At 58.7% G+C, this 13,308-nt stretch carries 12 protein-coding genes; 5 read left to right on the top strand and 7 right to left on the bottom strand.

The annotated features are described in order from the left end of the window. Positions 1-28: 28 nt before the first annotated feature. The 4 genes from AAEZ06_RS19590 to fucP are packed head-to-tail and all read left to right on the top strand — an operon-like array spanning position 29 to position 3,277. Positions 29-889: an amidohydrolase family protein gene (locus tag AAEZ06_RS19590; protein ID WP_350615764.1), complete on the top strand. Its 861-nt coding sequence runs from the start codon at positions 29-31 to the stop codon at positions 887-889. Beyond that, positions 886-1,659, top strand: a complete 774-nt coding sequence (locus tag AAEZ06_RS19585) for an L-fucose dehydrogenase (RefSeq protein ID WP_350615762.1) — start codon at positions 886-888, stop codon at positions 1,657-1,659. The genes AAEZ06_RS19590 and AAEZ06_RS19585 overlap by 4 nt, the downstream gene beginning before the upstream one ends. Continuing rightward, positions 1,656-2,003 carry an L-rhamnose mutarotase gene (locus AAEZ06_RS19580; RefSeq protein ID WP_178114472.1) on the top strand — a complete coding sequence of 116 codons (348 nt, stop codon included), beginning with the start codon at positions 1,656-1,658 and terminating at the stop codon, positions 2,001-2,003. Before AAEZ06_RS19585 ends, AAEZ06_RS19580 begins: the two co-directional genes overlap by 4 nt. Positions 2,004-2,053: 50 nt before the next feature. Next, positions 2,054-3,277 (top strand): L-fucose:H+ symporter permease, encoded by a 1,224-nt coding sequence (fucP, locus tag AAEZ06_RS19575; protein WP_350615760.1) that lies wholly within the window; start codon positions 2,054-2,056, stop codon positions 3,275-3,277. A gap of 50 nt (positions 3,278-3,327) precedes the next feature. Here fucP and AAEZ06_RS19570 read toward each other — a convergent pair whose 3' ends face one another. Continuing rightward, the gene (locus AAEZ06_RS19570) at positions 3,328-3,579 is read right to left on the bottom strand and encodes a hypothetical protein (protein WP_149413143.1); all 252 of its coding nucleotides are present in this window, start codon (positions 3,577-3,579) and stop codon (positions 3,328-3,330) included. On the opposite strand from AAEZ06_RS19570, the gene AAEZ06_RS19565 reads away from it, so the two are divergent. After that, a complete protein-coding gene (locus tag AAEZ06_RS19565; protein WP_350615757.1) occupies positions 3,569-4,720 on the top strand; it encodes an MFS transporter in 1,152 nt (383 codons plus the stop codon). The genes AAEZ06_RS19570 and AAEZ06_RS19565 overlap by 11 nt on opposite strands. Positions 4,721-4,772: 52 nt before the next feature. On the opposite strand, the gene AAEZ06_RS19560 is transcribed toward AAEZ06_RS19565, so the two are convergent. The 6 genes from AAEZ06_RS19560 to AAEZ06_RS19535 form a co-directional block, all read right to left on the bottom strand. Continuing rightward, complete coding sequence (locus AAEZ06_RS19560; protein WP_350615755.1) at positions 4,773-5,735, bottom strand: hypothetical protein; 963 nt, start codon at positions 5,733-5,735, stop codon at positions 4,773-4,775. A gap of 809 nt (positions 5,736-6,544) precedes the next feature. Next, positions 6,545-7,372 (bottom strand): hypothetical protein, encoded by an 828-nt coding sequence (locus tag AAEZ06_RS19555; protein ID WP_350615753.1) that lies wholly within the window; start codon positions 7,370-7,372, stop codon positions 6,545-6,547. Between the two features lie 399 nt (positions 7,373-7,771). Then, positions 7,772-10,177: a TonB-dependent siderophore receptor gene (locus AAEZ06_RS19550; RefSeq protein WP_149413146.1), complete on the bottom strand. Its 2,406-nt coding sequence runs from the start codon at positions 10,175-10,177 to the stop codon at positions 7,772-7,774. Positions 10,178-10,273: 96 nt separating this feature from the next. Next, complete coding sequence (locus AAEZ06_RS19545; RefSeq protein WP_350615857.1) at positions 10,274-11,245, bottom strand: FecR family protein; 972 nt, start codon at positions 11,243-11,245, stop codon at positions 10,274-10,276. Between the two features lie 32 nt (positions 11,246-11,277). Beyond that, entirely contained in the window at positions 11,278-11,778 is a 501-nt protein-coding gene (locus AAEZ06_RS19540; protein ID WP_149413147.1) for a sigma-70 family RNA polymerase sigma factor, read from the bottom strand. 80 nt (positions 11,779-11,858) lie between these two features. Continuing rightward, entirely contained in the window at positions 11,859-13,214 is a 1,356-nt protein-coding gene (locus tag AAEZ06_RS19535; protein WP_149413148.1) for an MATE family efflux transporter, read from the bottom strand. Positions 13,215-13,308 lie beyond the last annotated feature (94 nt).

The following is a 13,308-nucleotide window of genomic DNA, read 5'->3' as shown; positions in this document are numbered from 1 at the left end:
CACTTTGAATGGACGGAGCACAATAATAATGTCGTCCCCATCACCGCTCAGGCTCGATGCGCACCAGCATTTCTGGCGCTACCGGGCCGCTGATTATCCGTGGATCGGCGAGCGCGAAGCCGACCTTCGCCGGGACTTTATCCCACTGGATTTAAAGCCCTTGCTCGACGCAGCTGGCCTGGATGGCTGCATCGCCGTGCAAGCCCGTGCCGGTGAGCAGGAAACCAACGCGCTGCTGGAAATGGCGCGACAACACCCGTGGATATTCGGCGTGGTGGGTTGGGTCGACCTGTGCGACCCAGCCCTTGAACAGCACCTGCATCAGTGGCGCGACCAACCCCAACTCAAAGGCTTTCGTCATCAGATCCAGGATGAGCCCAGACCGGCGACGCTCATGGCTCATCCAGCCTTTTCCCGAGGCCTGCAGCAGTTGCAACAGCGGGGCTACGTTTATGAAGTGCTGATCCGCTGCGCCGACCTAAGCGCCGCCACTGCCCTGTGCCAGCGCCACGACCAGCATCATCTGGTGCTCGACCACCTGGGCAAGCCGGACATCGCCAAAGGCCCCGGCGCCTGGGCCGATCACCTGGCACCCTTGGCCGCCCTGCCGCACGTCAGTTGCAAACTGTCGGGCCTGCTGACCGAAGCCGGCCCCGGTCAACGTAATGCCCAGGCGCTGCGGCCGTTTATCGAACTGGCCCTGGAGTTGTTTGGCGCCGAGCGCCTGATGTTCGGCTCCGACTGGCCGGTGTGCCTGCTGGCCGACGAATACGAAGGCACCTGCCAAGTGCTGGAGCAGACCCTCGGCCAGTTGTCCCCCAGTGAACACCAGGCTATCTGGGGCGGCACCGCCCAACGGGTCTATCAACTTGAAGGAAGCTGCCCATGAATCTGCACTTGCAGGACCGCGTTGTGATCGTCACCGGCGGTGGCTCGGGGATTGGCGCGGCTATTTCCCTGGGGCTGATCGCCGAAGGGGCGATCCCGGTGATTTTCGGCCATCAGCCTTTATCCTCCGCGTTTTGCGCACAGCTTGAAGAGCAAGGCCAAAGTCATTTCGTGCGGGTCGAGTTGCGCGATGAAGAGGCTTGCCATGGGGCCGTCAATGAAGTGCTGCAGCGCTTCGGGCGGATCGACGGGCTGGTCAATAACGCCGGAGTGAATGATGGCGTGGGCCTGGAAGCGGGCCGCGCGGCCTTCGTCGAGTCCCTGGAAAAGAACCTGATTCACTACTACTTGATGACCCACCTGTGCCTCGATGCGCTCAAGACCAGTCGCGGAGCCATCGTCAATATCAGCTCCAAGACCGCCCTCACCGGCCAGGGCGGCACCAGCGGTTACACCGCCGCCAAGGGCGCGCAATTGTCCCTGACTCGGGAATGGGCGGCATCGTTGCTGGAGCACGGCATTCGGGTCAATGCGGTGGTACCCGCCGAAGTGCTGACGCCGTTGTATCAGCGTTGGATCGACGGCTTCGACAACCCCGAGGACAAGCTGGCCGCCATCGTCGAAAAAATCCCGTTGGGCAAGCGGATGACCACGCCGGAGGAAATCGCCGACAGCGTGTTGTTCCTGCTCTCACCCCGCGCCTCCCACACCACCGGGCAATGGCTGGTGGTGGACGGCGGCTACACCCATCTGGACCGGGCGCTGACGTGAGCGGCCAACGCTACTGCCGGGCCCTGGACCTAATCGATGACCCGGTCTTGATCGCCGAATACCAACAGTTGCATCAACGCATCTGGCCAGCCGTGGCCGAGCATCTGCGCAGCCAACAGGTACTGGACATGCAGATCTGGCGCCTGGGTACGCGGCTGTTCATGGTCATGGACACCGGGCCCGATTTCAGCTGCGACGGGATGGACAGCGCCGCCCGCCACAACCCCGAGGTGCAAGCCTGGGAAACCCTGATGTGGCGTTTCCAGACGCCCACGCCATGGACCGCTGCCGGCGGAAAATGGCAGCCCTTGGAGCAGATCTTCAGCCTGATGGAACAACCGTAACCCCGCTGCATCGCACGCCTTGATCCAATAAAAACAACAGGAGAAGCGTCATGTTAAGCAAAGAGACACAAGTGGCAGACGGCGCCCGCGCCGTGCCGACCTATCGCTGGGCGCTGATACTGGTAACCAGTCTGTTCTTCCTTTGGGGCTTGTCCTACGGGTTGCTGGATGTGTTGAACAAGCACTTCCAGGAAACCCTGCACGTCAGCAAAGCCCAGTCTGGGCTGTTGCAGAGCGCCTACTTCGGCGCCTATTTCCTGATCGCTCTGCCGGCGGGCCTGTTGATGGACCGCCATGGCTACAAGGCCGGGATTCTTCTGGGCTTATGCCTCTATGCAGCCGGGGCGCTGCTGTCCATGCCGGCAGCGGCGGCGGCCAGTTTTCCGTTTTTCCTGCTGGCGCTGTTCGTCATCGCCTGCGGCCTGGGCTGCCTGGAAACTGCGGCCAATCCTTACGCCACGGTGCTGGGCGAACCCGAGGGTGCCGAGCGGCGGCTGAACCTGGCGCAATCGTTCAACGGCCTCGGCCAGTTCTTCGGGCCGCTGATTGGCGGTGCAATGTTTTTCAGTTCTGGCAGCACACCCGCCTCAGACATGAGTTCGCTGCAAACCACCTACGTGGTGATCGCAATTCTGGTGTTGCTAGTGGCGGTGCTGATTGCCCGCACGCCACTGCCGGACTTGCGCGCCCAGGAGCAGGCGCTGCAACCGGCTGCCGGCAAGGGACTGTGGCAGCATCGGGAGTTTGTTGGCGGCGTTATCACGCAGTTTTTCTACGTCGCGGCCCAGGTCGGTGTCGGTGCGTTTTTCATCAACTATGTCACTGAGCATTGGACGCAAATGAGCAGTCAGCAGGCCGCGTATCTGCTGTCGATTGCCATGCTGGCCTTTATGTTTGGGCGCTTCTTCAGCACTTGGTTGATGGGCCGGGTCAGTGCCCAGCGGTTGCTGCTGATTTATGCGCTGATCAATATCGTCCTGTGCGCATTGGTGGTGATGGGGCTGGACGGTGTGTCAGTGATTGCGCTGATCGCGGTGTTCTTTTTCATGTCGATCATGTTCCCGACGCTGTTTGCCATGGGCGTGAAAAATCTCGGTCCTCATACCAAGCGTGGCAGTTCGTTCATGATCATGGCGATTGTCGGTGGCGCGCTGATGCCTTACCTGATGGGCAAGGTGGCCGATCACAGTTCGGTGGCCATGGCATACCTGTTGCCGCTGGGCTGTTTTGTGATTGTTGCGGTGTATGCCCGCAGCCGGTTGCGTCAGGGATAACGCCGAGGGTTCATCTGGAAGGTGGTAATCCACTGCAAGAAGCCCGGGGTTCACCAGTTCCCACACGGATTACGCACCTTCCAGATAACCTCATACAACAAGCGGGCAAGTGCCATACAGATCAGTGATACATAAGTGGCTGGGAAGCTGAATAGTGTTCCAGCCTTATAAAAATAAAGATCCAGTGCCCCCTGCCCCGGCAAACCAGGGGAACCCTGCTCGCTCGATACGGCCTGATATGCAAGGATGTTGTGCTGCACATCGTCGTTGAACGCAAAGCCAAGGATTTTCATGACTGCCATCAGCACCCCAGCACCCGTGCTCCCCGGGCGGTTGGAACAAATGTCGACCCGCATCGCCTTTTTCATCGCAGGATTCAGCATTGCCACCTGGGCGCCGCTGGTGCCTTACGCCAAGGCCCGCGCCCAGCTCGATGAAGGCACCCTCGGTTTATTACTCCTGTGTCTGGGGGTAGGCTCAATCATCGCCATGCCGGCCGCAGGTGCCCTGGCGTCACGGTTCGGTTGCCGGCGAGTGTTGATTGGCGGGACGATTTTGATCTGCCTGGCCCTGCCACTGCTGGCCACAGTCAGTTCGATCCCACTGCTGATGGCTTCGCTGTTTCTGTTTGGCGCCGGCCTTGGCACCGTGGATTCCACGGTCAACCTGCAAGCTGTGATCGTCGAGCGGGCCAGTGGCAAAACCATGATGTCAGGCTTCCACGGGCTGTTCAGCCTGGGCGGTATTGTCGGTGCAGCGGGTGTGAGCGGATTGCTGGGATTGGGCTTATCACCGCTGCAGGCAATCCTGGTGGTCATCGTGATCATGGTGGTAGCGCTGCTCAAGGCGGCGCCACACTTGTTGCCCTACGGCAGTGAAAGCTCGGGGCCGGCCTTTGCCATTCCCCATGGCGTAGTGCTATTTATCGGTTGCCTGTGTTTTATCGTGTTTCTCGCCGAAGGCGCCGTGCTGGATTGGAGCGCGGTATTCCTCAGCGCCGAACGCGGTCTGGACGAGGCTTATGCGGGGCTCGGTTATGCCGCATTCGCTTTGACCATGACTGCGGGGCGCCTGATGGGAGATGCCATCGTCCGTCGTCTGGGCGCCACCAAGGTCATCATTCTTGGCGGGGCTCTTGCGGCGCTCGGCATGCTTCTTGCCACCTTTTCCTCCGACTGGGCAATGGCATTGCTCGGCTATGCGCTGGTAGGGGCAGGAGCCTCCAATATCGTGCCGGTGTTATACACCGCCATCGGCAAGCAGAATGTCATGCCTGAACATATCGCCGTGCCGGCCATCACCACGCTGGGTTACGCGGGCATTCTCGCCGGGCCGGCATTGATCGGGTTTGTCGCTCATGGCAGTAGCTTGAGCACGGCGTTTCTGATAGTCGCGCTGTTGCTGATGGGTGTGGCAGTCAGCGGAAAAGTCCTGCGGGTATAAGCTCAGCGCTTGAGATGCTTCGAGGCGTCTCAAGCACCGATGAGAGGATGTGTTACATGCCCTTTTCTTTCTTGTCGTTCTTCAGCCAGCGATCAATGCTGTAGTTCTTTAGCCAGCCATCGTCATTGTGGCTGCCAAAAATATTGGTACCGTTGGCTTTGGTGCTGTCCAACGAGGCCAGCAAGCCAGGACGTTCAACCAGGTTCTTTGCCATATAAACCTGTTGTTCGCTGTATTTTTTCTTGGGCAACCCATTCGCTGGATCGAGGACCACATTCGCGCTCTTGTCGACTTCGTCAGGGTCCTTGCTCATCTCGATGAGCTTGTCTTTATTCACGTAACGGTGTTTTTCGAAAAAGAATGACCGGTCTTCTGATTTGTCCCTCAAATCATCAAATACGCCTCTAAATGTCTTGACGAGTTGGGCGTTGCTCATTGAATGAAACGGATCAGCGCTCTGCGTATTAGGGTCGGTGTTGCCCACCAGGCTGTCAGCCGCCTCGGCAAGGCTTTTTTCGGTGATTTTGCCACCATTGCCGATGATCGCTTCGTTCAAGCGCGGACGATTGAGGATCGCCTTGGCCAGCATGATATTGCGGTCCTGCCCTTCACTCTCGCCCATTTTTTCAGCAGCGATTTTCTGCAGGGAGGACTGGGTCAATTTGCCATCTTTTTTAAATTTATCCAGCTCTGAAAAGTTGTTCTTGAATGCGGTCGCCAACAGGCTGTCCGACGAGCTGACGTAGGGATTTCCAGAAGTCTGCATCCCGCCATGGATGTTCTGAAAGTCCACGTGCCGGGTCTGGGGGGCAGGCATGCCTGGAAACTGCAAAGGGGCGGCATAAGCAGTGACCTGACCAGGTGCACCAAGCGCTCGGACATCCATTCCCGGACGAGTGTAACCCGTACCACCGGATGCCACGGGGGCTGCGCGCTGCTCCAAACCAAGTATTGCCTTAATATGCGGCGGTACGAAAGGTTGTGTGCCGCCGGGATTGATACCGTTGATAGTCATGATTCACTCCACATATTTGAATTGTGATGCCTTGGCCCTGACAACCGTAATATCCGAGAACAGGCCGTCTATTAATGCGGAACAAGCAAAACCTGTGTGGTGCTACAGCCGTAATGGTTCCGGGAAAAACCCTTGATAACGTTGCCAGGAGCCAGGAAAGTTTGATTTTTTTTAACTGTCGGCTCTGCCAACCAGGGATCGGGCCAGCCTACTGCGGGCTGGCCGAGCCAAACAGCCTGGCCCATAGGTGACTCATGCAGAAGAACATGGCTGCCCATATTGGCGAAGACGGTTTCACGTCCTGAAGCGTGTGCGATTCGCTGGGCAAGGTGCCTCTATTAAAATCTTCGGCAGTAGGCGCCTGAAAGACGCGTTGACGCGCAACCGACCCGGGCGGCGAGGAAGAGCAGTTGGGACCGTGCTGCGCAGGAGTTCCTGGTAGCACCGCGCCAACACTCATGATGAGAAGCGCAGCGTTGCTGACACCTTGTAAAAGCCCACTCTGGTAACCTGCAGGCATCTGTTCTGAAACAGCGATGGACGGCCGATTACAAGGATCATTGCGAAGGGAACTGTGGGATTCAAGCGACGTTGAATTCATGGTCAAAACCTGGTCCAGTGTGTAAGAGCCCAACCACTCAAGAGCCGGCCGGCATGCCCTGTGTGGCAAACCAGCGAAAATGATTCCTGCACATTGAGCAAAGCTGACAAGACACCTCAAGTTTATCCAGATGCCGTTGTCAGCGGCTCAAGGCAGGTTATTACGACTTCAATATCTATGAATAGTGTGGCCAGAAAACTATCGGACTCTAGCCTGGCAAAGACGACGCTGTTACTCCATCACCGTAATAAGGGTTGCTATTACCCTTGGACTTTTCTACTGCAATCTGTAGATTTTTTCGATCAATAAGCCCGTCATAATTTCCGGTTTCAGAGTGTTTATCTGAAAGCCCGAGAAGATTGGGACGCATCAAGTACTCTTGAGCCAGCAGAGTGTCACGATCCTGCGAGAAGTTACCGGAAGGATATGGACGATCAGCAATCGCCTTGAGTGATTTTTCAGAGATATATCCACGCTCCTTTGGATCTTCGAACGTGCCAAAGCTGTTTTGCAGTGCTTGGGCAAGACTCGCATCAGACTGCCGGGAAAACTCATTCCTGGGAGGTTGCCCGTAGGATGGCGGCGGGCAATACCCCGGATCCGGCAAAGGCTGCGGGAAAATTCCGGGCCCACAGCCATTCCCCGGCTGGCCGGGTATGCCGCCACCCCAACCTGGGCCGCCCCCACCCACAGGAGGTTGACCCATCACTTGCATGAAAAAATTCATCATATTCATATAGAACCGCTGGATCGGGTTCATATAGGAAGCCTGTGCCTGGCCATAAGAGGGCGCCGCGTTATTGCCCGGCGCCTGGAATGAGTTCGAACGTGTAAAGTCCCTCATGTTCGGGGAGCCAAAAACCTGGTTCTGGCGCTGCAATTCAAAAAATTGAAGCCCTTGCGGCGCACCCCCTCCGTTGAATACAAACGGAGCCTGTGTCGATTGAGACCCTGAATACTGTCGCGGGCAACAGGTGCTTTGCATGCCGGACGTCGCCTGTTGAGGATCAGGCTTTTGACCGGCAGAAATAGACACAGTCACTCCGTTACTACTGCGAAACTCAGTTTGTGCGTATGTCATGTGAAACCCTCTGCTCAGTTTGTGAAAGCACACCACCTGCCGACGTCCGGGCGCCAGCAAGTACACGTTATGTGGCAAGCCAGCAGAGTTGGTTCCTCGATATGATTTTTATGCGTTATTGGCTGAGGGAAAAATCCGACATTAACCTGTTAACAGTACTTATTGCGCCGTCAGATAATAATCAGCCAATACTCATTGGCAGGAATAGTCCTACCCACTTGAATCACGTAGTCATCACGCCGACTCAATGTCGAGTATTGAACCGATTGGAAAGGCCCAACGTCCTCTATCAAGCTAAATAGACTCCCACAGACTTGCATTGCGCATTCTGTAAGAGTCTGCTTGAGCGGGTACTTAGAAACCTACGCTGGCCTGCACAAAGAACGTGCGCGGTTCGCCCAGGTAAATCCCGGCATTGTTATCACTGGAACGGGTGTAGTGCTGCTGGTCGAAGACGTTTTTCACACCGACGCCCAGTTTCAGGTTCGACAGTTGCGCACCGAAGTCGTAACCGCTGCGCACGTTGACCGACACGTAGCCTGGGATATCACCGTACTGACCGTCAGCGGTGGGCTGGGTGACGTAGGTGCTGGTAGTACCCGGCGCACGCTGGCCGGACTGGGCGTAGACGTCGAGGTTGTGGGTCCAGTGGTTGACGTCGTAACGCAGCCCCAGGGTCGCCACTTCTCGGGAGTACAGCGGCAGGTCACGGCCCTTGAACGGCACGTCGCCCTCGGAGGTGGCCTTGGTGTAGGTGACGCCGGCATTGGCGGTCAGGCCTTCCAGGCGCGGGTCCAGGTTCGCCAGGTCGTAATGGGCCGAGGCCTCGATACCGGTGTGCTTGGTGGCGCCGAGGTTGGTCCAGCCCACGTCGTTGCTGACGTATTGCAGCTCATCGGAGAAGTCGATGTAGAACAGCGTCACTTCGCCGCCCCAGACGTTGTCGTTGTAGCGCGTACCGATCTCGTAGGTCTTGGCTTTTTCCGGTTGCAGGCCGTTGGCGGTCTGGTCGCCGTTACCGCCCTGGCCGAGCTGAAAGTATTGCAGGCTGCCAAAAGACGTTTCGTAGTTGGCGAACAGTTTCCAGGCATCGGAGAGGTGGTACATCACGCTCAGTGCCGGCAGCGGCTCATTGTTTTTGATCTGGCGACGTTTCTCCTGGACCGTGGTGCCGTTCAACGCCACCACCGGGCGGTCATGCCATTCGGTGCGAATACTTTCGAAGCGAATGCCCGGCGTGATGGTCCACTTGCCCACGTCGATCTTGTCATCGATATAAAATGAGTTGGCCTCGGTGCCACCGGTGCGGTCCTGGTAAACATGGCCGTCATTCTGGCCGACCGGCGTGGGCTGGTTGTTGACCAGCGCCAGGCTGGTGGCCTGCTCGTGCATGCCTTCTTTCAAGTAGCGATAACCGATGCTGGCTTCCTGGGTAGTCGGGCCCAGATCAAAGACATGGGACACCCGTGGCTCGATGCCGAAGGTGTAGTAGGTGCGTGGGTAGGAACTGAGGGCTTTCAGGTCGCGGTTGGCGATGTTGCTGCCACGGAAACTGTCCGAGTAATAGGTCAGCACTTCGGCCTGGGTGCGGTCGTCGATCTGCCGGATGTATTTGAAGGACACATCCTTGCGCCGGCCACTGAAGTTGTCCCAGTCACGCACCGATTGATACGGGTTGGCGTCGAACTGCTTCTGGGTCAGGCCGCCGGGCATGTCGGCACTGGCATCGTAGTAGTGGAAATTCAGCGAGAAGTCGTCTTGATCGGTCGGCGCCCAGTGGGTCTTGAAGATCACATCGTCGATGTCGTTGGCGTTGTTGCTGTTGCGATAACCGTTGCCGTTGACTCCGGAATACAGCAGCGCCGCACCGATGCCGTTGTCGGCCGTGCCACCGATAAAGGCATTTTCCACATGCTTCCAGCCGCCGTGAGCGGAGGTTTGCAGGGTGGTGCCGACTTCACCGGAGAACTTCTCGGGGATCGCGCGGGTCACGAAGTTGATCACGCCGCCGACGTTCTGTGGCCCATAACGTACGGAACCGGCGCCGCGCACCACGTCGATGCTGTCCAGGTTGCCGGCGGAAATCGGCGCCATCGACAGCTGAGGCTGACCATACGGGGCAAAGGCCGCCGGTACGCCGTCGATCAGCACCGTGGAACGTGGCGACAGGCGCGACGTCAGGCCGCGCACTCCGACGTTGAGGGAAATATCGCTGCCACCGGTACCGTTGGACTCCTGCACCTGCACACCCGGCACGCGCCGCAGCACGTCACCGACGTTCATCGCGCCCTGCTCCACCATGGCTTCGCGGCGAATCACCGTTCGCGCGCCGGGGTGGTTTTGCACCACTTCGGCATTGGCATCGCCCAGCCAGTCGCCGACCACCTTGATGTCGGTGGCACCCAGCTCCAGGGGCGAACCGGCTTCACCGGTGCCACTGGACAACGGGCGCAGCGTCACCGACCCAGAATCAATCTGGTAGTCCAGGCCGCTGCCTTGCAGCAATTGGCGCAAGGCTTGTTCTGGCGACAGGTTGCCGTCCACCGCAGGCGCTTGCTTGCCGGCCACCATGTCTGGGCTGAAAAACACTTGCAGGGAAGTTTGCTGCCCCAGCTGGCTCAGCGCCGAACTCAAGGGTTGAGCCTGGATATGAATGGCGTCGTCAGCGTAGGCCGCCGGGATCGCGGCACTGACCGCAAGAGCCAGGGCCAGTGGAACCCAACGGGATAATTTATTGTTTTTCACGGCGAGTTTTTTCACGTCGAACCTAGTCCTGTGATCGCAAGAGAGTGCGCCCGTTAATGAAAACCAGTTGCAGTTGGACAAGAAGACGAAGAACTCGGAAAAAACCTGAATCTAGCGTGAAATTATTTCCTGGCTGCCGTCGGGAAGTGTGCGCAGGGCCACCGGCAATATGTGCGGCAAGGCCTTGAGCAACGCGTCGGTGTCATTGGATTTGAACACGCTGGTCAGGCGCAGAGTGCTCGCCGCCGTGCTGACCCGTAGCGGTTGCTCGCGGTAGCGGGAAACTTCCCGGGCCACTTCACCGAGGGTCGCGTTGTTGAACACCAGCTTGCCGGTGCGCCAGGCTGTGAGTTCTTCTGGATTAACGGCGTAAGCCGTCGCCACCAGCCCCTGGCCATCAATCGCCGTGCCCCGGCCTGCCGTCAGCGTGACGAGATGCTCCGGGGATCGGCCCTGCACCTTGACCGTACCGGCCTCGACCACCACGCGGGTCTGATCCTCATCTCGGCGCACGTCGAAACGGGTACCGGTGACCGTCACCTGCCCTGCTCCGGCCTTGACCACAAACGGCCGACTGCTGTCGTGCTCGACACTGAACATCGCTTCGCCCTGCTTGAGCTCAATGCCGCGCTGGCCCTTTTCGTAATGCACGATCACCACGCTGCGACTGTTCAAGTCCATCAGCGAACCGTCCGGCAACGCGACCTGACGGCGCTCACCCAGGGTTGTACTGAATTGGGCCTCATAAGCCTGCGGATGATTCAAGCCGCTAAACAGCCCAAGGCCAACGGCGAGCGCCAACATACTGGCCGCCACCGCATAACGCAGCAGCGGGGGGCGCTTGGTACGTGCCGGTGGCGTATCGCACAACGCCTGTAACCGATCCTTGGGCAACAAATCAGTGACGCTCCACAGCCCTTGCAACACGTCAAATTCGTACTGATGCTCAGGACTCTCCTCACGCCAGGCGTCGAAACGGCTACGCTCCTCGGTGCTCAACGGGCTGTCCTGCAGACGCACGAACCATTGCGCGGCCTCGTCTCGGGCCGTCGCGCTGCCGCCGGCACACTCACGGGTATCCATCATGGAAGGTCCTGTTTCAAAACGGGCATGGGTCATGGGGCTATCGCGTCCAGGCGCTCGCGCAGATGCCGCAGGGTGCGGATCATATACTTTTCCACCATGTTTTTAGAAAGCCCCAGGCGCTCGGCGATTTCCTGCTGGGTCAGTCCTTCGATCTTTTGCCAGATAAAAATCTTGCGGCAATTGAGCGGCAACTCGGCCAAGGCCCGCTCGATGGAGGCCGCCAACTGGATCGCGTGCATGAAGTGCTCCGGGTCGCCGCTGGGTGGCGAACTCTGATCAAAGGCTTGCAACGCCATCGCCTCCCGCCGGTCTTCGCGACGATAGGCATCGACGGCGATATTGCGCGCGGTCTGATGCAGATAGGCGCGAGGCTGCTCGACCTGGGTCGATTTTGATTCAAGCACCCGCACGAAGGTATCGTGGGCCAGGTCCTCGGCCTGCTGACGGTTTCTCAGGCGACGCGTCCAGGTCCCGATCAACTCTTCGTAGTGCTCGAAAAAACCTGTTCTGCGGGGCGGCTGAGGAGTCATCGGGATGCACTGGGTAGGCGGGACGTGAATAGTAATGCTTCCTATTAAGCGGAGCAATTGCTTCCCATCGCCCAGACCATTCAAACCAACCGTTTAATCTGCTTATGCCGCCAAACCAACCGGTAATACGCCGTCTGCAACGCCAACATCGTCAAGTACGTCACCGGAAATGCCATCCACACCCCTTCCAGCCCAAACCGCGCATTGAGCAGATACGCCACCGGCAACTCCACCCCCAGCACGCAGAAAATCGAAATCGCCACCGGCATCAACACCACCCCACTGGCGCGCATGATCCCGCCCACCACCGCCTGGAAGCCGAACACCAGGATGCTCCAGAGCATGATGTGCAGCAGGTGTTCGGCCTTGATCCGCGCTTCGTTGTCGGTGATGAACAGCCCCAGCAACCAGTGGGACAACATATAGCCCAGCACAATCAACCCGCCCGTCAGGCAAGTGTTGATCAAAAGCCCCGTGCGCAAGATCGGCCCGATGCGTTCCAGGCGTCCCGCACCAATGGCCTGGGCGCCGAGGATCGAGGCGGTGATGGCAATCGACAGCGCCGGAAACTGCACATAGTTGACGATCTGCGTCACCGCGCCATAAGCCGCCGTCGCCTGGGAACCATGGCTGTTGACCAGCGCCAGGATTACCAGCTCCGACAGCGACAGCACTACCATCTGCAAGCCAGTGGGCAAGCCGATGCGCAAGACTTTGCCGAGGATCGCCCGGTCCAGGCGCAAAGCCTTGAGCAGTTCGCGATCTGGTGCCATAACGTGCTTTTTGTGGCGCAGGCGCAGCACCAGAAACAACATGGCCAAGGCGTTGCCTACCAGCCCGGCCCACACCGCGCTCTGAATACCCATGGGCGGCAAGCCGATCCAGCCGCGAATCAGCGCTGGGGTCAGCAGCAGGCCCACCAGTGTCGACACCACCAATGCCAACAACGGCGACACCGTGTCGCTCACCCCCCGCAGCAACTGGGTGTAGAGGATAAACACCAACAGCAGCGGCATGATCAACATCATCATCTGCGCATAACCGACCGCGTCGTCCAGCACATCCACCGGCGTGCCCAGAGCCTGCATCGCCGGGCGGGCGAACAGGCTGCCCAACACCGCAGCGATCACACCGATCAACGCACCCAGCGTCAAGGTGGCACCGGTGATCGACTTCACCAGGCCCGTCTCCTGCGCCCCCCAGGCCTGGCCGATCAGCACCGAGGCGCCCGCCCCCAGGCCAATCACCAGGGCGATAAAAAAGAACACGATGGGAAACATCCCCGATACCGCCGCCAACGCCTGGGTGCCGAGCATTTGCCCGACATAAATGCCGTTGAGGGTGCCGGAAAAACTCTGCAGGAAATTGGACAGCACCATCGGTGCCAGAAAGATCAGGTAGACCTGCCACAGCGGGCGTTGCAAAGGGTTTTGCATGAAATGCGGGGCCTCGGGAGAACAAAGCGACCGAGGGGTTATACCGTAAATGGATCCAATCGCGCTGCGCTTTATCCGCACTCGGGCTCGACGA

The organism is Pseudomonas sp. HY7a-MNA-CIBAN-0227 (assembly GCF_040310325.1).
Lineage (GTDB): Bacteria > Pseudomonadota > Gammaproteobacteria > Pseudomonadales > Pseudomonadaceae > Aquipseudomonas.
This window is presented reverse-complemented; position numbering and strand designations above follow the sequence as displayed.

What these genes read in the sequence shown, in the direction of transcription:
- AAEZ06_RS19590 (WP_350615764.1), top strand. Translation starts at nt 29, where the DNA reads ATGTCGTCCCCATCACCGCTCAGGCTCGATGCGCACCAGCATTTCTGG.
- AAEZ06_RS19585 (WP_350615762.1), top strand. Translation starts at nt 886, where the DNA reads ATGAATCTGCACTTGCAGGACCGCGTTGTGATCGTCACCGGCGGTGGC.
- fucP (WP_350615760.1), top strand. Translation starts at nt 2,054, where the DNA reads ATGTTAAGCAAAGAGACACAAGTGGCAGACGGCGCCCGCGCCGTGCCG.
- AAEZ06_RS19565 (WP_350615757.1), top strand. Translation starts at nt 3,569, where the DNA reads ATGACTGCCATCAGCACCCCAGCACCCGTGCTCCCCGGGCGGTTGGAA.
- AAEZ06_RS19570 (WP_149413143.1), bottom strand. Translation starts at nt 3,579, where the DNA reads ATGGCAGTCATGAAAATCCTTGGCTTTGCGTTCAACGACGATGTGCAG.
- AAEZ06_RS19560 (WP_350615755.1), bottom strand. Translation starts at nt 5,735, where the DNA reads ATGACTATCAACGGTATCAATCCCGGCGGCACACAACCTTTCGTACCG.
- AAEZ06_RS19545 (WP_350615857.1), bottom strand. Translation starts at nt 11,245, where the DNA reads ATGGATACCCGTGAGTGTGCCGGCGGCAGCGCGACGGCCCGAGACGAG.
- AAEZ06_RS19540 (WP_149413147.1), bottom strand. Translation starts at nt 11,778, where the DNA reads ATGACTCCTCAGCCGCCCCGCAGAACAGGTTTTTTCGAGCACTACGAA.
- AAEZ06_RS19535 (WP_149413148.1), bottom strand. Translation starts at nt 13,214, where the DNA reads ATGCAAAACCCTTTGCAACGCCCGCTGTGGCAGGTCTACCTGATCTTT.